The sequence below is a fragment of the Rossellomorea pakistanensis genome (assembly GCF_016908495.1).
Classification (GTDB): Bacteria; Bacillota; Bacilli; order Bacillales; family Bacillaceae_B; genus Rossellomorea; species Rossellomorea pakistanensis.
On sequence record NZ_JAFBDZ010000002.1, the window covers coordinates 1,098,089 to 1,124,957 of the forward strand.

19 protein-coding genes and 2 riboswitches are annotated in these 26,869 nt (G+C 37.6%); all 19 genes read left to right on the forward strand.

Annotated features, from left to right (window positions below; genetic code table 11):
* The first annotated feature begins 7 nt into the window (after positions 1-7).
* Positions 8-6,430, forward strand: coding sequence for a non-ribosomal peptide synthetase (locus JOC86_RS12925; RefSeq protein WP_205173186.1), 6,423 nt, complete (start codon positions 8-10; stop codon positions 6,428-6,430).
* 12 nt (positions 6,431-6,442) lie between these two features.
* On the forward strand, positions 6,443-9,700 hold the full coding sequence (locus JOC86_RS12930) for a non-ribosomal peptide synthetase (RefSeq protein ID WP_205173187.1): 3,258 nt from the start codon (positions 6,443-6,445) through the stop codon (positions 9,698-9,700).
* Between the two features lie 12 nt (positions 9,701-9,712).
* Positions 9,713-10,387 carry a 4'-phosphopantetheinyl transferase family protein gene (locus JOC86_RS12935; protein ID WP_205173188.1) on the forward strand — a complete coding sequence of 225 codons (675 nt, stop codon included), beginning with the start codon at positions 9,713-9,715 and terminating at the stop codon, positions 10,385-10,387.
* A 21-nt stretch (positions 10,388-10,408) separates the two neighbouring features.
* On the forward strand, positions 10,409-11,179 hold the full coding sequence (locus JOC86_RS12940) for a thioesterase II family protein (protein ID WP_205173190.1): 771 nt from the start codon (positions 10,409-10,411) through the stop codon (positions 11,177-11,179).
* Between the two features lie 37 nt (positions 11,180-11,216).
* Positions 11,217-12,122: a threonine ammonia-lyase gene (locus tag JOC86_RS12945; RefSeq protein WP_338021758.1), complete on the forward strand. Its 906-nt coding sequence runs from the start codon at positions 11,217-11,219 to the stop codon at positions 12,120-12,122.
* A gap of 253 nt (positions 12,123-12,375) precedes the next feature.
* Positions 12,376-13,662: an MFS transporter gene (locus JOC86_RS12950; RefSeq protein WP_205173195.1), complete on the forward strand. Its 1,287-nt coding sequence runs from the start codon at positions 12,376-12,378 to the stop codon at positions 13,660-13,662.
* Positions 13,663-13,767: 105 nt separating this feature from the next.
* Positions 13,768-13,876, forward strand: a riboswitch (SAM riboswitch).
* 79 nt (positions 13,877-13,955) lie between these two features.
* Positions 13,956-14,062, forward strand: a riboswitch (SAM riboswitch).
* Between the two features lie 197 nt (positions 14,063-14,259).
* Positions 14,260-15,186 (forward strand): ABC transporter permease, encoded by a 927-nt coding sequence (locus JOC86_RS12955; protein ID WP_205173197.1) that lies wholly within the window; start codon positions 14,260-14,262, stop codon positions 15,184-15,186.
* Positions 15,187-15,208: 22 nt separating this feature from the next.
* The gene (locus tag JOC86_RS12960; protein WP_205173199.1) at positions 15,209-16,135 is read left to right on the forward strand and encodes an ABC transporter permease; all 927 of its coding nucleotides are present in this window, start codon (positions 15,209-15,211) and stop codon (positions 16,133-16,135) included.
* Between the two features lie 13 nt (positions 16,136-16,148).
* Positions 16,149-17,168, forward strand: a complete 1,020-nt coding sequence (locus JOC86_RS12965) for an ABC transporter ATP-binding protein (protein WP_205173201.1) — start codon at positions 16,149-16,151, stop codon at positions 17,166-17,168.
* Complete coding sequence (locus JOC86_RS12970; RefSeq protein ID WP_205173203.1) at positions 17,161-18,114, forward strand: ABC transporter ATP-binding protein; 954 nt, start codon at positions 17,161-17,163, stop codon at positions 18,112-18,114. The genes JOC86_RS12965 and JOC86_RS12970 overlap by 8 nt, the downstream gene beginning before the upstream one ends.
* A gap of 59 nt (positions 18,115-18,173) precedes the next feature.
* Positions 18,174-19,799, forward strand: coding sequence for a peptide ABC transporter substrate-binding protein (locus JOC86_RS12975; RefSeq protein WP_205173205.1), 1,626 nt, complete (start codon positions 18,174-18,176; stop codon positions 19,797-19,799).
* Positions 19,800-19,846: 47 nt separating this feature from the next.
* A complete protein-coding gene (locus tag JOC86_RS12980) occupies positions 19,847-20,221 on the forward strand; it encodes a DUF3899 domain-containing protein (protein ID WP_205173206.1) in 375 nt (124 codons plus the stop codon).
* A 73-nt stretch (positions 20,222-20,294) separates the two neighbouring features.
* On the forward strand, positions 20,295-20,471 hold the full coding sequence (locus JOC86_RS24730; RefSeq protein ID WP_239587547.1) for a hypothetical protein: 177 nt from the start codon (positions 20,295-20,297) through the stop codon (positions 20,469-20,471).
* Positions 20,472-20,845: 374 nt separating this feature from the next.
* Complete coding sequence (locus JOC86_RS12990) at positions 20,846-21,547, forward strand: response regulator transcription factor (RefSeq protein ID WP_205173207.1); 702 nt, start codon at positions 20,846-20,848, stop codon at positions 21,545-21,547.
* Entirely contained in the window at positions 21,544-22,515 is a 972-nt protein-coding gene (locus tag JOC86_RS12995) for a sensor histidine kinase (RefSeq protein ID WP_205173208.1), read from the forward strand. The genes JOC86_RS12990 and JOC86_RS12995 overlap by 4 nt, the downstream gene beginning before the upstream one ends.
* Before the next feature lie 107 nt (positions 22,516-22,622).
* Entirely contained in the window at positions 22,623-23,393 is a 771-nt protein-coding gene (locus JOC86_RS13000; RefSeq protein ID WP_205173209.1) for an ABC transporter ATP-binding protein, read from the forward strand.
* A complete protein-coding gene (locus JOC86_RS13005; protein WP_205173210.1) occupies positions 23,368-25,278 on the forward strand; it encodes an ABC transporter permease in 1,911 nt (636 codons plus the stop codon). The genes JOC86_RS13000 and JOC86_RS13005 overlap by 26 nt, the downstream gene beginning before the upstream one ends.
* Positions 25,279-25,305: 27 nt before the next feature.
* Positions 25,306-25,914 carry a DedA family protein gene (locus JOC86_RS13010; RefSeq protein ID WP_205173211.1) on the forward strand — a complete coding sequence of 203 codons (609 nt, stop codon included), beginning with the start codon at positions 25,306-25,308 and terminating at the stop codon, positions 25,912-25,914.
* Between the two features lie 12 nt (positions 25,915-25,926).
* Positions 25,927-26,757, forward strand: a complete 831-nt coding sequence (locus JOC86_RS13015; RefSeq protein WP_205173213.1) for an undecaprenyl-diphosphate phosphatase — start codon at positions 25,927-25,929, stop codon at positions 26,755-26,757.
* Positions 26,758-26,869 lie beyond the last annotated feature (112 nt).

The window sequence follows — 26,869 nt, forward strand, 5'->3', positions numbered from 1 at the left end:
GAAAAACATGAGTGAAAATCAACTAATGAATGATGAAGTGATCATAAAAGAAGAAGAAACTCTTTTTGAAGCTCCTATGTCTTACAGTCAAAAAAGATTATGGTTTCTTCAATCTTATAACCCAGAATTAAATGCCTATAACATATCTTTTTCATTTAACATGTGCGGAGAATTGAATGTTTCTAAGTTTGAAGAAAGCCTGAAAGTCATAGTCCAGAGGCATGAAATATTCAGAACCTTTTTTAAACAAGAAGGTTCTGAATATATGCAGGTGGTTTATCCAGTAAAGAAATTAAATTTTGACTTAGTCGAATTAGAATCTCTGAACGGTGATGATGAAGAAGAGCAAATTCAACGGTTCACGGAGGAGCTCCAAAATCAAACATTCGGTTTAACATCCAAAATCCTCTATCATTTTTACCTTTTGCGGATTGATGATCATCAATATCGGTTTTTCGTGAATATCCATCATATGATTTTTGATCGCTGGTCATTTAATAAATTCATGCATGAATTAGTTGAAATTTACCATGCTAAATGCCATTCTACTGAAATGAAATTACCAGACTTAGAGATTCAATACTCAGACTATGCTTATTGGCAGCAGTCATGGTTGGAAGAAGGGAATGCAGAGGATCAACTTCATTATTGGTCTACTAAGTTAGGGGGAAAGCTTCCTGTTTTAGAATTGCCAACAGACTTTCCAAGACCATCGAAACAAACCTTTAATGGGAGCAGCGTTAAATTTAAACTTCCGGAAGAATTGTCAATGAAGTTGAAAAAATGGTGTCAAGAAGAAAATGTAACGCCAAATATGGCTTTATTAGCTGCGTATAAAGTGCTGTTATACCGCAATACAGGTGAACAAGATATTTTAATTGGAACTCCGATTGCAGGAAGAAACCAGGAGGAAACCGAGGATTTAATTGGGTTCTTTGTGAATACCTTAGTCATTCGAACGGATCTTAGTCAAAATCCTAGTTTTATAGACTATTTAAATCAGGTGAAAGATGTTTGCCTTGAAGCTTATTCGAATCAGGATATACCATTTGAGCATCTAGTTGAAAAATTAAGTCCAGAAAGAAGTTCAAGCGCAGCACCCATTTTCCAAGGTATGTTTTCATTACAAAATAAGATTGAGACAAACATCGACATGGATGGGGTGGCTATTGAACTTTTGGAGAATGAGAATAAAACCTCTAAATTCGATCTGTCGCTTATCATGCATGAGGAAGGAGCCTGTTTCGTTGGGGAGCTGCAATATAATACAGATCTATTTAAGAAGAGTTCGGTACAAAGAATGGGGCGGCATTTCTTGAATTTGGTAACAGCCGTTATCGAAGAACCTTCAAAGTCGATTGCCGATTTTTCTATCTTGACGAGTGAGGAGAAAGAATTATTCCAGCAGGTTAATAGCTTGGAGCCCAATCATTTGGAAGGCTCGATACAACAATTATTTGAAATGCAGGTCAGAAATCATCCTCACGCTATTGCGCTTGAATATGAAGGAGTTCAATTAAGTTATTCTGAATTAAATTCGAAGGCCAATCAGCTAGCGCACTATTTGATGAAAATTGGTGTGAACAAACAAAAACCTGTTGTGGTATGTCTTGAAAGAACGCCTGACCTCATGATAACCATTTTAGCGGTGCTTAAAGCGGGAAGTTTCTATTTGCCAGTAGATCATTCATTGCCAGCTAATCGAATGAAGGACATTTTAGAAGACAGCAATCCAAATGTGATCATCACAGAAATCAACCATATCGATAAGATGGGAGATGATCAAAATCAAGTAATATGTCTGAGCACTATTAAGGAAGCAGTAAAGAAAGAAGAAAAAACGAATCCCAATATACAAAGTGAAAAACTTGATTTAGCTTATGTCATCTATACGTCTGGTTCAACAGGGAAGCCAAAGGGAGTTGCTATACAGAATAAGGGGGTCATAAGGCTTGTAAGAGATACAAACTATATCAAAATAAAGCCTGAGTCTAATATCGCTCAAATTCTAAGTATCTCATTTGACGTTACATCCTTCGAGATATGGGGAGCATTACTGAATGGGGCAAAATTGATTATAGCTAACAAGGACACCATTCTATCCCCGCAGAAATTCAGTAAATGGTTGAAATCAAAACAGATTACAACACTGGCGATTCCGGCCGCATTGTTTAACAAAGTCGCCCAGGAGGAACCGGCTGCATTCTCAGATGTTGAAAATGTTTTAGTCGGGGGAGAAGCTTGCAGTCCTAAATGGGTAAACCAAATCTTGACCTATGGTGCTCCGAAAAGACTTCTTAACTCGTATGGACCAAGTGAAAATACGGCGATAACCCTGAACTTTGTTATGAATACATCCTTAGATTTAAAGGATAAAGAGATCGAGACGATACCGATTGGGAAGCCGGTTAATAACACACAAGTATATGTATTAGATAAACATTTAAATAGAGTACCGATAGGGATTCCAGGGGAGCTGTATATTGGCGGTGATGGTTTAGCGCTTGGATATTGGAATCGTCCTGATCTAACAAAGGAAAAGTTTATTGATCATCCATTTAGTCATGTTGAAGGGGCAAAGCTTTATAAGACTGGAGATATCGTCAAATTTTTAGACGATGGAAATCTTGATTTTATTGGACGAGTGGATCATCAGGTAAAGCTTCGTGGATTCCGAATTGAATTAGGAGATATTGAAGAAAGCATTCGCCAAAACCTGAGAATTAAAGACGCTGTCGTACTTTTAAAAGAAATGGATCAAGGCGATAAGAAATTAATCAGTTATTACACAACCGGCGAACCCCTCCTTAAAAGCGAGTTAAGAAAAGAGTTAAGTAATAAATTACCTGATTATATGATTCCTTCGATTTTTATTGAGATGGACAATCTTCCGCTTACGTCGAATGGTAAGGTAGATCGTCAATGCTTACCTGAACCAACGGAAAAGGATTTCGAAATGGGAGAGTATATAGCTCCACGAAATTCAGTAGAAGAGATGCTGACAAAAATATGGCAAGAGATTTTAAATCATGAAAAGATCGGGATCCATGATAACTTTTTTGAAATAGGCGGTCATTCCCTTTTAGCAACACAGGTCATTTCAAGAGTCGCGGACAATGTCGGAAAGCAAATCCCAATACGTTTCATTTTTGAATTCCCAACAATTGCTACAATGTCTTCAGAAATAATGAAGAGTGATCAGAAAGAAGAAAAGAAATCAATCCTAGTGAAAAAAAATAAAGAACAGAAATACCCACTTTCATTTTCTCAGAAGAGATTATGGTTTCTAAACCAAATGGACCCGGAGAATGTTTCCTACAATATCCCATTTGCCTTTCAAATCTCTGGAAACCTCCATTATGGAAATTTCGAGAAGAGTTTAAGAGCTGTATTAAAACGTCATGAAAGTTTGCGTACAATTTTCGAAGCGGAAAATGGTGAGCCGTATCAAATCATTCAGAATCAAGTCGATCGTCATTACACTTTTATTAATTATGAGAATGAATCAGAAGCAGATCGACTACAAAAATTAAATACTCTTATCAGCGAGAAATCATGGGAGCCTTTTGATTTAACTAAAGGTCCGTTATTTCGTGCCTATCTTATTAAAATGACGGAAACAGATCATACTTTATTGTTTGTTATCCATCACATCATATTTGATGGCTGGTCAGGGGAGATTCTCCTAAAGGAAATTAATGACCACTATTCAGCATTTCAACAAGGGAAAGACGTTTCTTTAGCTAACCTTGACATTCAATATTCTGACTATGCCCAATGGCAGAAAGAGTTGATGGCAGGTGAGAATGTCAATCAACAGTTAGATTATTGGCGTCAGAAATTAGCGGGTGAATTACCTATACTCGAGCTTCCGATTGATTATTCTAGACCAATGGAACAAACAACTAATGGGAAAAGCATTGCTTTAACGATCCCTGATGATCTAACACTCCAACTTAGAACGTTAAGTCAAAAAGAAAACGCTACATTATATATGACTTTTCTCTCGGCATTTAAAGTCCTTTTGTATCGCTATACAGGTCAAAAAGATGTACTTATAGGAACGCCTGTGGCAGGAAGAATTATGAAAGAATTAGAGTCATTAATTGGATTCTTTATTAATACGGTCGTTATCCGGACAGACTTAGGAGAAAATCCTACATTTAATGAATTATTAAAGCAAGTAAGAGAGAGCTGTCTTGAAGCCTACTCCCATCAAGATGTGCCATTTGAAAAGCTGGTGGAAGAACTGCAACCAGAAAGAAACTTGAGTCATAGTCCAATTTTCCAAGTGATGTTTTCTCATCATTCAATTGAAGAATCAGAGCAGTTTCTATTAGAAAATCCAATCGTTTCATTAAATATAGAGAACGAGGTTTCGAAATTTGATTTATCTCTAAATATCAATGAAAGTCAACATTCGATTACGCTTGAGCTTCAATATAATACCGATTTATTTAGAGAGAATACGATTCAACAATTTAGCAGCCATTTAGTAAACCTATTAGAAAGTATCGTCAATAATCCGAACACTAGTATTTATCAACTACCAATACTAGATGAGACGGAAATCAAAAATCATGTAAATCATACAATGAATGCTAAAGAAGATAAAAACATTGAATACTTCTACGATAGGATTGATCAGCTAGCCCGTTTAACTCCTGACAGACCAGCCATTTCATTTGATGGTGAGTCTATTACTTATAGGGAATTATCCAAATATTCGGACCAGGTAGCGAGTTTCCTAGTAAAAGAAGGATATGAAACTCAATCTACGATCGGTGTTTATATGGATAAAAACCTTACTGTGATCCCCATCATTATTGGAATCATGAAAGCGGGATGTGTATTTGTTCCATTAGATCCGCAGCATCCAAGCGACAGGATTCACTACATTGTAAATAATGTAAGTTTGAAGGCGATATTTACACAAGATAAATGGATGAGTAAGTTGGATACCACCGTTGATTTATTGAGTGTTGATTCAATATGGAAAGACATTCTTTTACAGCCTATCCATCCGAAGATACATGATAGGATACCAGAACATCTTGCCTATATTATCTTTACCTCTGGTACGACTGGAGATCCTAAAGGAGTCACCGTTAGCAATCGAAATCTGGCAAATTCCTTTCCATCGTATTTGGATGCCTATAAGACGAACGAACTAACAAATTTCATTCAGTTGGCTAGTATTGCTTTTGATGTTTTTATCCAAGATATGCTTCGGTCCTTATGTTCGGGTGGAAGGCTGATCCTTTGTTCTAAGGATACGATCATTCATCCTGAGGAATTATACAATGTGCTATTAGATGAAAAGGTGGATTTTGCAGAATTTGTACCTGCTCTATTAAAGCATCTTGTCACATACATGAAGGAAAGCGGAAAAGTTTTAAAGGATTTAAAAGTAATCGTTTCAGGTGCGGATACGTGGTATGTAAAGGATTTCGAAGAGATAAAAAAATTCTTTAATCAAAATGTGAATTTTATCAATTCCTATGGGGTAACAGAAGCGACAATTGATAATACCTACTTCGTATTAAATGACCAGACAAAGCTAAATACTGAAATTGTTCCTATTGGGAAACCTTTCCCGCATGTCAATATTTATATATTTGATGAACAGATGCAATTTGTTCCTCAAGGTGTGGCAGGAGAGATGTACATTGGCGGACCAGCAGTATCAAGTGGGTATTATAACCGTCCTGATCTGACATCTGAAAGATTCCTAACCAATCCATTTAATAATGAGGAAAGACTATATAAAACGGGAGACCTAGCTCGTTATCTACCAGATGGAAATTTGGAGTTCATTGGCAGGAAGGACAACCAAGTCAAGATCAGAGGGTATCGAATCGAAACGAGTGAGATTGAAGCGAGCATAAGGAAATATCCTGATGTTAATGAAGTGGTTGTAACCATGAAGGAAATCCAGGATGAAAAACATTTAGTAGCCTATATCATTTCGAATAATCATATCGAGAATAAAGAATTAATCGAGTTCTTAAAGAAATCATTACCGCCGTACATGGTTCCATACAAAATTGAAATCATTGACGCTTTTCCGCTTAATGCAAATGGAAAGATTGATCATAAGGCATTGCCTCTACCGCAATTAGTGGAAACAGATGACAATCAAAATGAACCAAGAACCTTAGTGGAAAAGAAAGTAGCAGAGATATGGAAAGAGGTTTTAAATCTTAAAAAGATTAGTGTCAAGGATAATTTCTTTGAACTGGGGGGACACTCTCTGATTGCTACCCAGGCAATCTCACGTTTACAGCGGAAGTTCAAAGTGAAAATCCCTCTGAAAATATTATTTGAACAATCAACAGTAGAGGGGATAGCGAATTATATCGAAATAGAAATCTATAAAAAACTAGAAAAGATGTCAGAGGATGAGGCGGAGAATCTTCTTGTTAATTAGGGGGAATAAAGAATGAGTATCACTTTAGATAAATTGTCTACTGCAAAGCAGGACCTATTGAAAAGAATGTTAGAAGAGGAAATGGACGATAGTAATAAAATTGTTAATCTGGAGCCATGGGAAGAAAAACCGTTGTCATTCTCGCAACAACGTCTATGGTTCTTGGATAAATATTTGGACAATAAAGCAATCTACAATGTTCCCTTCTACATGAAAATGAAGGGAACAGTAGACAAAGAGGCATTACGTTTTGCCTTTAATGAAATCATCCATCGTCACCAGGTGTTGAAATCCTTTATTGTTGACGGGGAGAAAGCGACAGTTGGGATTCTAGAGAACTTTGAATTCCAATTAGAGGTGATTTCAGCTAAAGAAAAGCCGATTGAAGAAAAAGCAGGATTTATCCACCAATATATAGAGGAGAATACCAATTTCCAATTTGACCTGAACACTGGCCCGCTATTTACAGTGAAGCTACTTGAGTGCTCTGATTCAGAATCGATTCTACTCGTAAATATGCACCATATTATATTTGATGGATGGTCCCAACAACTATTTATAAAGGAATTCAGTCATTACTACAACGATTGCTTAGAAAAGAATCCAACTCACTTGCTTGATCCGATTAGCCAGTATTGGGATTATTCCAATTGGCAGCAATCCTGGTTTGATGATGGGAATGTAGGCGACCAGATCCACTACTGGTCGACAAAACTGGGTGGGAAGCTTCCAATCCTAGAATTGCCGACAGACTATCCGCGCCCTTCTAAACAAACCTTTAATGGCAGCAATATTGCATTCGAACTCCCTAAAGAGGTTTCGAGTCAATTAAAAAAGATTTGTAAGGAAGAAGGGGTCACTCCTAATATGGCCCTTCTAGCAGTCTACAAGATTCTGCTTTATCGCTATACCGGTAATGATGATATTTTAGTTGGCACTCCGATTGCTGGAAGGAATCATGAGGAAGTTGAAGAACTTATCGGATTCTTTATAAATACATTAGTGATTCGAACAAATTTAAGTGAAAAACCAAGCTTTAGAGATTACCTGAAACAAGTAAAAAATGTTTGCCTGGAAGCTTATTCAAATCAGGATGTTCCTTTTGAGAAGTTGGTAGAGAAATTAAGTCCGGAACGCAGCACAAGTGTGTCACCTATTTTTCAAGTGTTATTCTCTTTACAAAATACGATTCCGGCGGATATCCACTTAAAAGATTTAGAGATTGAAATGCTCGAAATCGAGAACAAGACGGCTAAATTTGATCTTGCCTTGTTTATGCAAGAAGATCATGATCGTTTTCTTGGTGAGTTTCAATATAACACCGATTTATTTAATCGGAGTACGATTGAGAGAATGTGTAAACATTTCGTACGTTTAGTATCAGAAGTAGTGAATGATCTTTCCCAACAGATCACGGCCATTTCAATATTAACAAAGGATGAGACGAAATTATTCCATCAGATTAACAGCAAGGAACCAAACTGTTTAGAAGGGGCAGTCCATCAACATTTTGAGCAGCAGGTTGAAAAGACACCTTATGCCATTGCCATTGAATATCAAGGGTGTAAGATGACCTATCAAGAATTAAATATTCAAGCAAATCAACTTGCATATGAATTAATTAGGAAGGGTGTGAGTCAAGACAAACCTGTAGCGGTTTGTCTTGAAAGAACTCCCGATTTACTTGTCGCCTTCCTAGCAATCTTAAAAGCTGGAAGTTTCTATTTGCCATTTGATGCTGGATTGCCGCAGCGAAGGATAAAAGCGATTTTAGAAGATGGTGAACCAACGGCAATCATTACTAATTCACAATATATGGAGAGAATGAAAGAATACGAAAATCGTTTAGTTTTCCTAAATGACCATATGGCTACAGACGATGAAAGTGATCAAAATAATCCGAACCTAGAAAGTCATCCAGATCATCTAGCATATATGATCTATACATCTGGTTCGACTGGTAAGCCAAAAGGTGTAGCCATTCAGAATAAGAGTGTTATAAGGCTTGTGAAGAATCCTAATTATATACAAATAATGCCTAATGACCATATTGCTCAAATTTCAAATGCTGCATTTGATGCCATTACATTTGAAGCTTGGGGGGCATTATTAAATGGGGCAAAGCTGATCATCGCCGAAAAAGAATCGATCCTTTCATCCCAGAAATTTAGTAAATGGCTAAAGGAAAACAACATCTGTTCAATGTTTATTACCGTCGCTCTTTTCAATAAAGTCGCTCAAGAGGAGCCAACGGCATTTTCCAATATGAAATATTTATTGGTTGGCGGTGATGCATGTAGTCCAAAAATGATAAACCGAGTATTAGCCCATGGTCCCCCTGAAAAAATTCTGAACGCCTATGGACCAACAGAAAGTACGACTTTTGCCCTTACATATGGGATTGATTCCAATAACTCTCCAAATATAGAGATCGTTCCAATTGGAAAACCGATATCCAATACACAAGTACATGTTTTAGATTCAAATATGAATCCTGTGCCAATAGGTGTACCTGGAGAGCTATTTATCGGAGGGGACGGATTAGCTGTAGGGTATTGGAATCAAAGAAGCTTAACTGAGGAGAAATTCGTGAAAAACCCGTTTAGTACAGACCCTAAATCGAAAATATATAAAACTGGGGACATTGTAAGATACCTTCCAGATGGAAATATTGACTATATTGGTAGGGTTGATCATCAAATTAAATTAAGAGGTTATCGTATTGAATTAGGTGAAATAGAGGAGTCCTTACGCCAAACCGGTTTGGTTAAAGAAGGTGTGGTCTTACTAAAGAAAGCGGAACAGGAAGAACCGAAAATAGTAAGTTACTATACTTCTTTAGGAAATGTTTCCAAAAAAGAGATTAGAGATGCATTAAGTAAAGTGTTACCTGATTATATGATCCCATCTATATTCATACAAATGGAGAAGCTCCCTTTCACACCTAATGGCAAAGTGGATCGACGTCAGCTGCCTGAGCCAACAAGTTTAGATATGGAATTAAGAGAATATGTTGCCCCACAAAGCATGATGGAAGAAATCCTAGTAGAAATCTGGTGTGAAGTATTGGGAAATAATCGAATTGGGATTCATGACAACTTCTTTGAAATTGGCGGCCATTCGTTACTGGCGACTAAGGTGATTTCAAGAATTCGCAGTGTTTTGGAACAAAGTGTGAGCATACGGATGATCTTTGAATATCCAACAATTTATCAACTTTCACCTATCTTGGAGAATCTGATTTTTGAAAATGATACCGAAATGGTTTAATGGAAGTTTAAGATGAATAAACCGATAATCTATTATGTTTCACTTTCTGAAATATCAGATCAAGAATTCTTTCATTATTATCATACTAATTTAACTGAAGAAGATCGTGTAATGACTGACAGATTCAGTATGAAAAGATTGAAAGAATATGTAGTGGGCAGAGCACTATTAAAGTCAGCGTTGAAGTTAGAAGTGGGTTTAGATATCCATCTTCTAAAGTTAGGAAAAAACCACTATGGTAAACCCTTTCTAGAAGAGTTTGAGGGAATTCATTTCAACCTTTCACATTCAGAAGATCTCATCATGGTCATCCTTTCTGATACAAGTCCTGTAGGGGTGGATGTAGAGTTTGCTAGAAAGGATTATTTAGATGTGATGGATGAGGTGTTTTCTTTAGAAGAAAGGAAACACATCCAATCCCTTTCGAATGAGGAGGAGAAGATTCTCTCATTTTTTAAGCTTTGGACGAAGAAGGAGGCTATCATGAAAGCGGATGGAAGAGGGTTTTCTTATCCGCTAAAAAGCCTCGAATTTTCCTCAATCGATGATACTAATGGCTTTATTAACGGTTGGTGGTTTCGAACATTTACACTAGAAGAGGATTATGTAGTCTCCATAGCTTCAAAGCATTCTTGTCGTACCCCATGTATTCGGAAGTTGGCGTTCAATAGCACGATTGAAAATTAAGACATTCAAGGAGACGGTTTTATGCAAGATACAAGATTTTGGATTCCAAATCGACTAAATGCTGAAAAAAGTAAAGTAAGACTTTTCTGTTTTCCGTGGGCAGGAGGAGGAGCAAGCTTTTATCTTACCTATTTTAAATCAATAAATCCAGATATAGAAGTTTGCCCGATTCAATTGCCAGGCAGGGAAAATTTGTACAGCCTTCCATTTTACAATGACATGGATTCACTTTGCCACGATTTGCTGCGGGATTTAAAGAAATTTATGTCTGAAAAAAGCTATGCCTTTTTTGGCCACAGTATGGGGGGGATTATTTCTTATATGCTCGTGAAACAGATGTTAAAGGACGGGTTCAATATACCTGAACATGTGTTGATTTCAGCCAGCGCTCCTCCAGATCAACTATCGATTGATCCAGATGGGGATATAGAAGATTTGCTGATTACTAATGAAACGGATCAAGAAATCATGGAGAATAATGAATTGCTTGATATTTACTTACCTATTTTAAAAGCTGACCTTGCCTTATTAAAGTCGATAACAGAGGTTAAGCCTGGTATCGTGGATTCTATTCCCTTTACGATAATGGGCGGGAAGTCTGACAAGCTATTGCCCTATCAATCTTTAGAAAGCTGGAAAAAAAGAGTGAATTCTCTAAATGACATCACTCTTTATGATGGCGGCCATATGTATATCAAAAATAACCAAAGCCATGTCATACACGACATTGAAACAATATTAACTCCTACTATCAATCCAAGAGGGGGTCATTCACCTGTGTATTCCATTTAAGGAGATTCAACTAGCAAGAGATAACTTAAAGAATAGGATTAAACCGACACCTTTACTAGAAAATCCTTTGTTGAATTCGATTACGGATAAGAAGGTTTTTATAAAACCCGAGTTTAAGCAATGGACAGGCTCTTTCAAATATAGAGGGGCATACAATTTTATCTCCCAATTAGATCGAACAAGCAGGAATGGAGTGATTGCCGGTTCATCTGGAAATCATGGGATTGCCGTTTCGAGTATTGCCGAAAAATTTGGGGTGAATGCCACTCTATGTATTCCGAAAGATGCTCCCCGAGAGAAACTAATAAAAATAAACAAATTTAATCCTAGGGTTATTTTATTTGATCGACAAAAGCAAGATCGGACAACATTGACAGAAGAAATTGCAGGACGTGACAGTCTACATATTATCCCTTCCTCTGATCATGAGAAAATCATTGCGGGAACGGGCACAATCGGCATTGAAATGCTGGAAGAACATGATGGTTTAGACGTCATTCTCATTCCAGTAGGGGGCGGAGGTCTTGCTTCTGGTGTGGCATTAGCTGCCCATCATATGAATCCACGAGTACAGGTAATAGGAGTGGAACCTGAAATCGGTTGTGATACGAAAATTTCATTGAAAGCAAATAGAATAACAAGCATTCTTACACCGAATACAATCGCGGATGGATTAAGACATACTCAACCTGGGCAGCTCACTTTTCCGATTATGAAAAAACATTTAGATGATGTGATGACGGTCACAGAAGAAGAAATCCTATCTGCGATAAATTTTTCACATACCAAACTAGGATTAAAGATAGAGGCTTCATCAGCTGTTGTCATAGCAGCTTTGCTTTACAAAAAGCTTCCAGAAAATATTAGGAAAATCGGTGTTGTGTTAAGCGGATCAAATTATGATCATTCCCTTTTGTATAGTGGATCCATTGAAGCTATCTAAAAGAATGGATTTTCATAACTTTCAATACGTAAAAGAAGGTGTATAGTTCGTCTGTATTCATCATAATTGAAACAGTTTCTCTAAAGACGAATGGAGAGATCCTAAAGGGGTTGACCAAATCAATTTATCATTTACCCTACGACTCAAGGAGGTAAAAAAGTTCTTTAAACCTCAATGTTTGGGAAAGTCAAATAAAACAGAGTCAGCCCCTTGATCTTTAGTTAAGTACTAATCAAGCGGGGGGATGGAAAGAATGAATTTACTAAAACAAAATATGAATTTTTTGATGTTATTCCTTGGCAGACTAGTCACGAATATTGGAGATAGTATTTATTATGTAGCATCGATGTGGCTTGTCTACGATCTCGGGAAAAGTGCTTTCTATACGGGACTTGCAGGTTTTTTGATTCTATTGCCCAAGGCATTGCAATTTCTAACCGGCCCCTTCATAGATAAATGGAGGATCAAGAGGACACTTGTGATTACCCAACTATTACAGTGCATCCTTATATTAATTATTCCCATTGCTTATCTGTATGATGTTCTTACCATTCAGATCATCTTAATCGTCATGCCTATTATTGCGTTTATAGAAGAGTTTGCTTATCCTACACAAACAAAAGCGCTGCCGCTTATTCTTAAGAAAGAGGAGTTAATAAAAGGGAATTCTCTTTTTGCCTTCGCATATCAAGGGGTCGATATTGTTTTTAATGCCTCTGCAGGAATCCTTGTAGCTTTGGTAGGTGCGGTTACTCTGTATTTAGTAGATTCTGTTACCTTTGCGGTTGCGGCTCTATTTTTCGGTTTATTAAAGATTTCTGGAGAATCGGTTGTTGAACAAAAAGAGAAGACGTCAGTAAAATCGGCTGTGGGTAATTACTTTGCTGATTTATCAGAAGGATTTTCAATTGTTTTTAAATCCTTGCTTTGGGCCTTTTTAATTGGCTCATTTATCGCAAATTTTGGGATTGGCATTGCCATGGCAATCCTTCCTTCCTTTTCAGCTTCAATAGGTGGAGTAGAAATGTATGGTGTTTTATTAACGGCTCTATCAGCTGGTTCCTTACTAGGAGCTCTACTCGGTTCTCTCGTTGGCAAGTACCGTGTAGGCCTATTAGCTATTATCTGCTTTACAATAGGTTCTGGATGCTGGACAATAGCCGCTATGGTTGCTTCGCCGATCTTAACACCTGTATTATTCGGTTTAGCCTGGGTTCCGATTGGGGCAATAAATGTATTATTTTCAGGGATTTCTCAGTCAATCATTCCTAATCACTTATTAGGGAGAGTGAATTCGGTTATGTACAGCATGAGTATCATTGCAATGCCAATTGGCTCATTATTAGGCGGATATTTAGCTACGAGAATAAGTAGTCAAAATCTATTTGCTTATACAGGGGCAGGTATACTTTTTATTGCCATTGTATGGTTTTTACATCCTAAATTGAGAAAGCTGCCTAGTGCAGGGAACATAGGGGTTGAATCGTTTAACTTGTCGTTTAAGGAAGAGGGGATACAAAGAAGTAAGGTGGTTGGTTAGGGTGAAAGTTAGATTATTTAGAAGATTACCAATGTTAATCATTGGGTTGACAGTAAAATAGTAATATAATATTCTAGTTTCTAGTAGAAATGAACTTCATAATTTTTCTTATCCAGAGAGGTGGAGGGATATGGCCCTTTGAAACCTCGGCAACAGGTTCTGTGTAGTAGAATACTGTGCCAATTCCATCAGGTGTTGCCCTGAGAGATAAGAAGAGACGAATCTATATCAATCGGATCAAGCCTCTTCTTGTTTTCAGGAAGAGGTTTTTTTATATTTTAAACTAAATAATCATCTTATCCAGAGAGGTGGAGGGATATGGCCCTTTGAAGCCTCGGCAGCGGGTTCTTCATTAGAATACTGTGCCAATTCCAGCAGATTTCATTCTGATCGATAAGATAAGTTTAGGTTTATCAAACCTCTCAACTTATCTTAGTTGAGGGGTTTTTATTTGTAAGAGAGGGGAAGAAAACATATTTCCTAGAGGATGAAGAGAAAGAAGGGGTCTTACATATTTAAATCCTACTATTCTGATCTAATTAATTATATTTATAAACGATTTTAGATAGCAAAATATTTTATATATGGAGGACGATCATGTACATAGTTAAACGGTTATTTACCATGGTTGTGACGTTATGGATCATTGCAACCCTTACTTTTGTAATGATGCATTTGATTCCGGGGGATCCTTTTGCAACCGATGCGAAAATGCTGCCGGAGGATATTCTGGAAAATATGCGGGCTAAATACAATCTTGATAAGCCATTAGCGGAACAATATTTTCTTTATTTAAAAGATCTGGTTCACCTCGATCTAGGACCTTCAATTCAATCAAAAACAAGGGATGTCAATACGTTGATTGCAGAGGGATTCGGTCCATCCGCATTGCTAGGGATACAATCACTAGTTATGGCTATTGTCTTAGGAATTGGTTTAGGAGTAATAGCAGCTTTAAATCATAATCGGATACTTGACTATTTATCTATGTTTATTGCGATTATAGGAATTTCAGTTCCAAGCTTTATCTTAGCTCCCCTATTAATCAAATATTTTGGGGTTGAATGGGGAATATTTCCGGTTGCTTCTTGGGGAACTTGGCAGCACACGGTATTGCCTTCATTTGCATTAGCTCTAGGTCCCTTGGCTATCATCGCAAGATTTGTCCGAGCCAGCATGTTAGAGGTCTTTAATCAGAATTATATTAAAACTGCAGAATCCAAAGGCCTCTCAAGCTTTGCTATTGTTGTGAGGCATGGGATTAGAAATGCTCTTATACCGGTTATTTCCTTTATCGGACCATTATTTGCAGCCATCATTACAGGAACCTTTGTCATTGAAAAGATATTCGCAATCCCTGGAATTGGAAAATATTTCGTTGACAGTATTTTTAATCGAGATTATCCGGTAATTATCGGGACAACGATTTTTTATAGCCTTATTTTAATCATTACATTATTTATCATCGATCTATCTTATCGATTCATCGATCCAAGAATCAAAATTACAAGCAGAGGTGAATAAAGTGGCAAATTCTCTATCAAAAATGGATTCACTGTTTCGACCAGTCGATCCTGCTACTTTCGAGAAAACGCAAATCTCACGGCCAAGTTTGAGTTTTTGGAAGGATGCCATCATAAAAATAATCAAAAATAAAATGGCTGTATTGGGCTTTATCTTATTAGCTTCTATTATTTTTCTATCTATTATCGGACCCCATTTGGTTCCATATAGTCCAAGCAAACAGGCACTAACGGAGGGAAATCTTCCTTTATCAAGTGAACACTGGTTTGGTACAGACGATCTCGGTCGCGATATGTGGGCAAGGACATGGGCAGGTGCAAGGATCTCGTTGATTATTGGTATTGTTGCAGCGGTCATTGATCTTGCTATTGGAGTCGTTGTCGGCGGGATTTCTGGATATATGGCAGGAAGAGGCAGAATGGGAGATCGTATTGATAGTTTCTTAATGAGAGTGGTTGAGGTTTTGTATGGAATCCCTTATCTATTAGTGGTCATTTTATTAATGGTTATTATGAAACCAGGCCTACTTACAATGATTATTGCTTTGTCCATTACAGGCTGGGTAGGAATGGCAAGGATTGTGAGAGGGCAAATTCTTCAGCTTAAGCAACAAGAATATGTTTTAGCTGCTGAGAAGCTAGGAACTTTACATTGGAAGATCATTGTAAAACATTTGCTGCCTAATATGATGGGAATCATTATTGTAAATTTAACCTTTACGATTCCTCAAGCGATTTTCGCTGAATCGTTTTTAAGCTTTCTTGGTTTAGGAGTACAGGCACCGACTGCAAGCTGGGGAACGATGGCGAATGATTCTCTTGGAGTGATTTTGAATGGGCAATGGTGGAGGCTGTTCTTCCCAGGTCTCATGATTGCTTTAACGATGTTTGCTTTTAATGCGTTTGGTGATGGATTACAAGATGCTCTCGATCCTCGGTCGAAAAATTAAGGAGGTAGAAGAAATGAGTCTATTAGAAGTGAATGATTTGAGAGTGTCTTTTCGGACGTATGGAGGAGAAGTCCAGGCAGTAAGAGGGGTTTCTTTTCAAGTAAATGAGGGGGAAACTTTGGCGATTGTAGGGGAAAGCGGCTGTGGGAAAAGTGTAACCTCACAAGCGATTATGGGGATGATTCCAACCCCGAAAGGAAAGGTAAAGAGTGGTCAAATTCTATTTAAAGACAAAGATATTACGAAAATTTCTAAAAAGAAACTGCAGCAAATACGTGGAGCAGAAATCGGCATGATCTTCCAAGATCCAATGACCTCTTTGAACCCGACAATGAAAGTAGGAAGCCAAATCAAAGAGAGTATTCTAAAACATCAAAAGCTAACAAAACATGAAGCAATTGAAAAGGCAATAGAACTTCTAAAATTAGTAGGGATTCCCGATGGGGAAAAACGCTATTCACAATACCCGCATGAATTTAGCGGGGGAATGCGACAGCGGGTCGTTATCGCGATTGCACTTGCATGTGATCCTAAGCTTATTATCGCAGATGAACCTACTACAGCACTTGATGTAACGATACAAGCGCAAATTTTAGATCTATTAAAAGACATTCAACAAAAGCGAGATTCTTCTATTATATTAATCACTCATGATTTAGGGGTAGTGGCAGAAGCAGCGGATCGTGTTGCCGTGATGTATGCAGGAGTGATTGTTGAGAGTGGGACGGTGGAGGAGATTTTTGAAAGTCCTAAGCACCCATATACTTGGGGGCTGCTTAAATCGGTTCCAAAACTAGATTCACTCGAAAAAGAAAGACTTATTCCAATAGATGGAACCCCACCCGATTTATTTGCCCCGCCAGAAGGATGCCCATTTGCTTCCCGATGTCCTTATGCGATGGAGGTGTGTGTTTCGCATATGCCGGAGATACAGACGTTTACAAGCGATCATTATGCAAGGTGTTGGTTAAATGATCAACGGGCTGAAGCAGTGAAAGAGTTTATTGCAGTGGGGAGGGAAAAGCATGCCTGATAATATACTTGAAATTTGTGATGTAAGAAAGCATTTCAATGTAGGGCATAAGCAAATAGTGAAATCCGTGGATGGAATTACGTTTTCCATAAAAAAAGGGGAGACCCTTGGCATTGTTGGGGAAAGCGGGAGTGGCAAGTCCACGATTGGTAGAACGATTGTAGGGTTGTATGAAGCGACTGCTGGAAAGGTGGTGTTTGAAGGAAAAGATATTTCACAGTTGGATCGAAGAAATAAGCGAGACGTTAACCGTAGAATGCAAATGATTTTTCAGGATCCCTATGCTTCCCTTAATCCGCGTATGAGGGTTGGGGATATTGTTGCAGAAGGGATTGAAGCATACGGTCTAGCAAAAGGAAAGGCGAAACAAGAAAGAGTGTTTCAGCTTCTAGAAAGGGTTGGATTGAATCCTGATCATGCTGCACGTTTTCCTCATGAATTCAGTGGAGGACAGAGGCAAAGAATCGGAATTGCAAGAGCACTTGCGGTGGAACCGTCCTATATCGTAGCGGATGAACCGATTTCTGCTCTTGATGTTTCCATCCAAGCACAAATAGTGAATTTACTCGAAGATTTGCAAAAGCAAGAGAATCTGACCTATTTGTTTATTGCTCATGATTTAGCGATGGTGAAGCATATAAGTGATCGGATAGGAGTGATGTATCTAGGAAAAATGATGGAATTAGCCGATAGCAGAAAACTATTCCAAAATCCACTTCATCCCTATACAAAGGCATTACTATCTGCCATACCTGTCCCAAACCCAAAACTAAGAGGAGCACGTGAAAGAATTGTACTCGGTGGGGAACTTCCGAGTCCGATCAATCCTCCTAGTGGCTGTCCATTCCGGACAAGATGCCCTTCTGCAATGGATCACTGTGCGAAAGCAGTTCCAGAATGGAAAGAAGTGCAGGAAAATCATTGGGTAGCCTGTCATCTTTATTAACCAGGCATTTATAAAAGTAAAATTCATCAACTAGAAAACATTAAATCGGGGGAAAGAAAATGAAAAGAATATCGTTAGCTTTTATCACCATTATACTATTCATTTTAATAGCGTTATCTGGCTGCGGAAAAGAGGAAGTTGCTTCAGGTGGTAAAACAAGTAAGGATGTCAAACAGGAAATAACGGCAAACCTAGGTGGAGAGCCTTATACTTTAGACCCTGCATTTGCATCTGACACCACTTCCTTTTGGGTTATTAGTCATCTTTATCAAGGATTGTATACCTATGATAAGGATGGAAAGATTGTCGAAGGTTCTGCAAATAAAGTAGATATATCAGAAGATGGAAAAACTTATACCTTTACGATCCGAGAAGGTGCGAAATGGTCCAATGGAGATCCACTAACAGCAAAGGACTTTGAATATTCCTGGAAGAGAGTGTTGAATCCAGAAACAGCTGCTTATGATCCATCCCAATTTTACTATATTAAAGGAGCAGAGGCGTACAACACTGGTAAAGGATCTGTAGAAGATGTTGCCATTCATGCTAAGGATGATAAAACGCTCGTTGTTGAATTAAAAGACCCAGTGAAATTTTTCCCGAAAGTGATATTGGGGGAAGGCTTTTTACCTGTTAATCAGAAGGTGGTTGAAGCGAATAAAGACTGGGCAGCAGAAGCAGAAGGAATTGTCACAAATGGGGCCTACACTGTTTCGGAATGGAAGCATAATGAACAGTTAACTTTGCAAAAAAGTGGTAGCTTTTGGAACGCAGATAACGTGACAATGAACACCATTCACTTCAAAATGGTGGCAGATACAACAACAGAATACCAAATGTATAAATCAGGTGAGCTTGATCTAGTAACAGGATTACCTGCTGAAGCGGTCGAACAAGAGAAAGACAATGAAGAATATGTAAACTTCCCATCCTTTAGTGTTTATACTTATACTTTTAATGTCAAGGAAGAACCTTTTACAAATGCAAAAATCAGAAGAGCTTTATCCTTTGCCATCGATCGAAAAGCGCTAACGGAAAATATTCTTAAAGGTGGAGAGAAGCCTGCATATGGCTATGTTGCAAATGGAGTGGAATCTCCATCAGGAAAAGACTTTAGAGAGGAAGCCCCTGAATACTATAAGTTTGATCCTAAAAAAGCGAAGAAGTTATTAGAAGAAGGGTTGAAAGAAGAGGGTTGGGACAAACTTCCTGAGTTCACGTTAAAATATAACTCAGAAGGGAATCACAAGAAAATTGCTGAAGCCCTGCAAGAAATGTTTAAACAAAACCTTGGTTTGAAAGTGAATATTGAAAATCAGGAATGGAAAACGTATATCGACACATTCAAACAAAAGAACTTCCAATTGGCACGTATGGGCTGGGGAGGGGACTTTATTGACCCATATCCGGTATTAAATCTGTACAACACAAAAAGCTCAAGCAACTTTACCAACTGGAGCAACCCTACTTTCGATGAATTATTGGCTAAGTCATTAGTTGAACAGGATGAAAAGAAACGATTTGAATTATTACATGAAGCGGAAACGGTATTAATGGAAGAAATGCCAATTCTCCCAATTCTCTTCTCTGCACAAAATATCCTTATAAGCAAAAAGGTTGAAGGAATTCGTTTAGATGTTTTATCAAAACCAGACCTTCGTTTTGCGGAAAAGGTTTCAGAATAATAGATGATAGAATCGAAGGATTTAAACAAACTAAAGGAGAAACTTAAATGCTAAAACGATACTTTTACTCTGCTAGTTCTGTGATCATTATGTTGTATTGCTTTTTATTCTTCCAGATCTTTCAGGCTAATTCTGCTGATTTGGATAAGTTTTTTCTTGTTGGAATCACTTTATTACTAGTTGGTGCATTTATGTACGTGCTAAATACTGGTTTTTTAGATCTATTCTTTGAAGGGTTTAAAAGACTAGGGAATGGCGTCATGAAGAAACCCTCTTTAATGGAAGAGGTAGATTACATGATTCAGGCAGATGAAAAATTTATTGAATGGAAAATGAAACTTAAAACACAATTCATGATTTATTCGCTTGGAATGGGGACAGGATTTCTTCTTGTATCGGCAGCTTTGTCCTTTAGTTTGTGATTACAATTGTTAACTCGGACTTACCGATTATGGTGAGTCCGATTGTTTTTTACTCGGTAGTTGGTGGGAATTCTTGTGGACAACCTACCCATGGATTCCTTTTATACCAGTAGTATTCTTTACTTTAACGATTCTTTCGGCAAAGCTAATGTTAAATGGAGTTATAGATGAACTTGGTAATGATCAAAAGGAGACTGAAAATAAAAAGAGTTTAGAGGATAGATTTAGTCGTGTAAAACATGGGTTTTAAAATAAGTAGCAAATAAACAGTTATTCAATAGTTTTCATCTTTTTCTAATATAACTACAGCAGAAAGTTGGAGAGGTTTGTGTAGAGTAGATAACGAAAAATACCCAATGTGGTCTTTTTTATCAATCGTTGGAACCTTGTGGATGGCTGTACTGGAAAAATGGTTTAACAGCTACCATTCTTTATTATATGTTTTTTCATCTTGTCTGGTTGGGTTTTGAAAAAATTGGAACAAGCAAACGGTTTGGCGTTATAATAATGAAGGGATAAAAAAGTAGGGAAATGCCCCCTGCTTTTTAATATGGCTTCACGAAGTACAATTGAACATGATTCTGGTACAATACAGACAAATAAATGTGAGAGGAGACTTCAATCTTGTTCAAAATATTAATTGTAGAAGATGATGTAAAGCTAGTGTCTCTACTTGAGGATTTTCTTTATAAATATGGATATGAGCCCTGCACAGTGAAGAGTTTTGATACTGTTTTAGCTGAATTTGAACAGTTTGAACCTCATATTGTCTTACTCGATGTGAATTTGCCTAAGTATGATGGTTATTATTGGTGTAGGCAAATACGAAAGATTTCAACATGTCCGATTCTTTTTGTTTCCGCTCGGGACGCGAAAATGGATCAAGTGATGGCACTCGAGAATGGAGCGGATGATTATATTACGAAACCATTTGATTATGAAATTGTACTTGCGAAAATAAAAAGTCAATTACGAAGAGCTTATGGATCCTATGCAGTGAATCAAAACGGATGGACGGTAAAGGTGAATGATTTAGTGTTAGATGTTGAACGATTGGAATTAAGACTCGGGGAGAAAAAAGTTGAGTTGAGCCATACTGAGGCAAGAATACTTGAAGAATTAATGAATAAAGCAGACCGTGTGGTAGGTCGTGAGCGATTACTCGGGAAAATTTGGGATGATCAAGTATTCGTCGATGATAATACGTTAAATGTTTATATAACAAGAGTGCGAAAGAAGCTTGCTCAGCACGATATCCATGATGCACTCCAAACCGTTCGCGGGAGGGGTTATCTTTTAACTACCAGTTGGAGTACGGATGAATGACACTGTTTATTCGTGATCATCTCCCATTATTCTTTGTTTACTTTATCCAATTAGCAATTATCATGTTTATTTTCTGGCTGGATGGCTACGAGCATTTTGTTACGATGTTTTACGCCTGTTTCTTAAGCACATGTTTGTTCATAGGGTATCTGTTCTATCGATATGTGACAAACAAATCTTTTTACAAGAGGCTATCGACTCCGCTTGCTTCCCTTCAGGATTTAAAAATCGAACAACAATCAGCACCACTTCCTGAAAGCTTAGAACGATTTCAAAAGCAACAGATTCAACATTATAAACAAGAGCTATTTACCTACAAACATAAGCAGGATCACCAAATTCAATTTATCAATCAATGGGTCCATCAAATGAAAACACCCATATCCGTCATTCATTTAATGATTGAGGATTTAGAGGATATTCTTCGTGAATCCATTGATGAGGAGCTGGATCGACTAAGAAAAGGACTTGAGCTCGTTCTCTATAGTTCAAGGTTAGAGACGTTTGAAAGGGACTTTCATGTAGAAACGATCCATTTATATGAATTACTTCGGACATTAACTTCACAACAGAAGAGTCTTTTTATCCGAAATCGAGTATATCCTGAAATAGTGATCGATCCTTCCATCAAAATCACTTCCGATGAGAAATGGCTTACATTTGTTCTTTCCCAACTTGTGACAAATGCGGTACGTTATACGGTTGACAAGGGAAAGACGATTGTTTTCAAAGCAAGGAAGGTGGAGGGGCACACTCTATTAGAGGTCATAGATCAAGGTGTGGGGATTCCAAAGAGTGATATGGCACGTGTATTCGATCCTTACTTCACCGGTGAAAATGGACGTAATTTCCAAGAGTCCACAGGGATGGGGCTTTACCTTGTCAAACAAATCTGTGACAAGCTTGGTCATCACGTCGAAATGGAATCGGAAATAAACTCTGGGACTATTGTTCGTATTGTTTTCTAGAATCCAGCTACCTTACAATATTGTAAGCTAACTGTAATTTTAAAAAATAGTAGCTCCTGGAGAATCTAGATAACATAGAGGTATACATCGAACAAGGAGTGAGATCAATGTCGATCTTAACTGTTAGGGATTTGACGAAGATTTATGAAGGGAAGGTAGCCCATAAAGCTTTAGACAATATTAACTTTTCAATTGATAAAGGAGAGTTTGTTGGGATCATGGGTCCGTCGGGAAGCGGGAAAACCACTCTGCTTAACTTAATCGCGACGATTGACCAACCAACATCTGGGGAGATTTTCATCAATGGGAAAAATCCACATAGCATGAATCGAAAAAATACGGCTTTATTTAGACGGCAAGAGCTCGGATTTGTCTTTCAACATTTTAATCTACTTGACACGTTAACGGTAGAAGAAAATATCGTTTTGCCTCTAACTCTAGATGGTGAAAGTGTAAGTGAAATGTCGAACAAGCTTAAAGAGGTTGTAAAAAAGTTAGGAATAGAAGAGATAGGGATGAAACGAACGTATGAAATTTCTGGAGGGCAAATGCAGCGTACGGCAATTGCAAGGGCCATTATACATGGACCCTCACTTGTTTTGGCAGATGAACCAACTGGTAACTTAGATTCGAAAGCATCGAAGGATGTCATGAATACTTTTTCAACGATCAATAGTGATGAGAAAGCAACAACTTTAATGGTGACACATGATCCCGTGGCTGCGAGCTATTGTCATAGAGTTATTTTTATTAAAGATGGACAGCTTTATAATGAAATTTATTGTGGGGAAAATCGGCAAGCCTTCTTCCAAAAGATCATTGATATGCTTTCTTTGCTAGGGGGAGACAGTCATGACCTTTCCACAATTCGTCTTTAGAAATGTTGTACGGAATAAGCGTACATACGCTGCCTACTTTTTTAGTAGTGCTTTCTCTGTTATGATTTTCTTTGTGTATGCCCTCTTTATCTTCCACCCGGGGATCCAAGGTGGCATTACGAATGCTGCGGTAATTCAATTAATGATCGCCGCTGAAGTTATTATGTATTTGTTTTCTTTCTTCTATGTTTTATATTCAGTTAGTACCTTTCTGAAAACAAGAAAACGAGAATTCGGGATCCTGATGATGCATGGAATGACGAGAAGACAACTAAATTGTCTCGTATTCTTAGAGAATATGCTTATCGGTGGAGGGGCAATTATTTTAGGAATCGGCTCCGGGTTAATTACCGGGAAATTATTTTTAATGATCGGCTCGAAAATTCTTGATATTGGGTCATTAGGATTCCATTTATCATGGCAAGCCATTAGTTTAACGGTAGTAGCCTTTTCATTACTTTTCCTGTCGATCTCGCTATTTACGACGTTTTTAGTGAGAACGAATAAATTAATTGACTTATTTCAGGCTAGTCAAAAACCAAAGAAAGAACCGAAAGTATCGACTTTCTTTTCAGTTGTATCAGCTATCCTGCTACTGACAAGTTACTATTTGGCTGCTACCACAACGATGGAAACCTTATTAATACGTATGCTTCCTGTTATAGGAATGACCATTATCGGGACCTATTTCTTGTATACACAATTATCCGTTTTCATTTTGAAATGGTTACAGAAAAACCGACTTTTATTCTGGAAAAATACAAATATACTTACGATTTCAAACCTTGCTTACCGGATGAAAGACAATGCTAGAATGTTTTTTATGGTGACGATCGTTTCTACCGTTGCCTTTTGTGCCGTTGGAACACTTGCTTCAATGAATGTGATTAATAAACAATTTGAAATCGATTATCCTGCTGCCATTAGTTATGTTGCTAAAAATGAACAATCGATTCATCAACGAAATTTGCAGCTAATAAAGAGAGAGTTAGATGATAAAGGGTTTGACTATACATCACATCAAGTTCCTATAAAATATGTAGAAGTAGTTTCTTCAACAGATCCAGACGTCTCTGATTCACTTCCGATTATTTCTTTTTCAGACTATAAGATAATGGCTAACTTGGCTGGCTACGATTTTTCAGAGAAGGCCATAACGGGAAAACAAGCACTCGGAATGAGAACGCATCGATTTGAAAATGATGCTAATCACGTCACATATACATTGCAACAAGAAGACATCCATTTGCAAAGAGTAGACTTAACAAAAAATGTAGTCATTCCAACTGAACTTGTAGCAAATGATGGACTTGTTGTAAGTGACGATACCTTCGAAATGCTGAAAGGAAACAAAGATATCGAGCTCTTTACCGGTTTTTTTATAGATGACTTCGAGAAAACAAAACAGATGTTTGAAGGTTTAGTAAACGAAGGGAAATTAATACACGATGAGGACAAACCTTATGCAATGTCAGTAAGCGGGACCTTATTGGAATACCAAATGAGTTTGTTTAGTATGATGTTATTTATTGCGTTACTTGCGGGTGCGGTCTTTTTCATCGCTGCCGGAAGTTTCCTATACTTCCGACTATATGCTGACTTGGACTACGATCGACATCAGTATTTAACTATTATGAAGGTTGGGCTGACTGATAAAGAATTAAAAAAAATCGTTACAAGGCAGCTGATTCTATTGTTTTTTGTACCGATTATTGTAGCGATGGTTCATAGTACGTTTGCCTTTAAGGCGTTACAAAGTTACTTTACTTTATCGATTGTTACTGAGATGATTATCGTTCTGGCATGCTTTTTTATGGCTCAAACGATCTACTTTTTCTTTATCCGTAATCGATATTTACGAAAACTGAAAAAGAATTTATTTTGAATTATTTAAGTAAATGGAGACGATATAATGGAAAACTGGATCACAGATATAATTGAACAGTTTGGTTATATAGGAATTTTTATTATGATAGCACTTGAAAATGTTTTCCCTCCGATCCCTTCCGAGGTCATTCTCACATTTGGGGGAATGATGACTACTTTCTCAGATCTGACGATAACAGGGGTGGTTATCGCTGCAACTGCAGGGTCAGTAGTGGGAGCGGTCATCTTATATAAGATTGGTAATCTGTTAGATGTTGAAAGGCTTGAGAAAATTGTTGATCGCTGGGGACACATTCTTAGAGTGAAAAGGGAAGATATCTATAAAGCAGATCGCTGGTTTGATAAGTTTGGTTATTGGACAGTACTTCTGTGCAGGATGGTCCCTTTAATTAGAAGTTTAATCTCTATTCCTGCAGGGATGTCTCGAATGAAATTCCCAATCTTTCTTCTTTATACTACAATTGGAACCTTGATTTGGAATATTATTCTAGTAACCGTTGGAGCCGCTTTTGGGGAATCATGGGAAAAAATTGTTCATTTTATGGACATTTACTCAAATATTTTTTATGTGTTGATTGCCTTAGGGCTCATCACGTTTATCATCATCTTTATGAAAAAAAGAAAAAGAGTGTAAGGAGTTTATATTATGGATATTTTTACAATTCTAAAGGCAATTATATTAGGACTTGTTGAGGGGTTAACGGAATTTGCGCCCGTATCTTCAACAGGACACATGATTATCGTGGATGACATGTGGCTTCAATCGGAAGAATTTCTAGGGAAATATGTAGCTAATACATTCAAAATTGTTATTCAGCTTGGTTCTATTCTTGCCGTTGTCGTCGTTTTTAAAGACCGTTTCATTAATCTACTTGGTCTTGGGAAGCTCAATAAAGAAACAAATGATAATCAAAACCGTTTAAAATTGTCCCAAGTAATAGTTGGTCTGATTCCAGCAGGAGTATTAGGAGTGTTATTTGAGGATTATATTGATGAGCATTTATTTTCGCTTACAACCGTGTTGGTTGGTTTAGTGATTGGAGCCGTATTAATGATTATAGCCGATCTATTTGGGCCAAAGAATCCAAAGGTTCAAACGGTTGATCAAATCACCTATAAACAAGCACTATCGGTCGGGCTCATTCAATGTCTTTCCCTTTGGCCAGGTTTCTCAAGATCAGGATCGACCATTTCTGGAGGGGTATTAGTTGGAATGAGTCATAGAGCAGCTGCTGATTTTACCTTTATTATGGCCGTTCCGATTATGTGTGGAGCAAGCGGTATTTCTTTACTCAAGAACTGGCAATACTTTACCCTTGATGCTATGCCATTCTTTATTGCCGGATTCATCAGTGCTTTTGTGTTTGCATTAATCTCCATCCGATTTTTCTTGAAGCTGATCAACAAAATTAAATTAGTTCCATTTGCTATCTATCGTATTGTTTTAGTGTTGGTTATTTATTTCCTTTACTTTTAATATGAGTAAAGAAGTTAGAGAACCGGAGCTTTTCTAAAAGGGGGCTAAGGACCACAATGTTCATCGAAGTTGTGTTCCTTAGCCCTTTTGGATTAGGGAAGCCTTGTTTTCT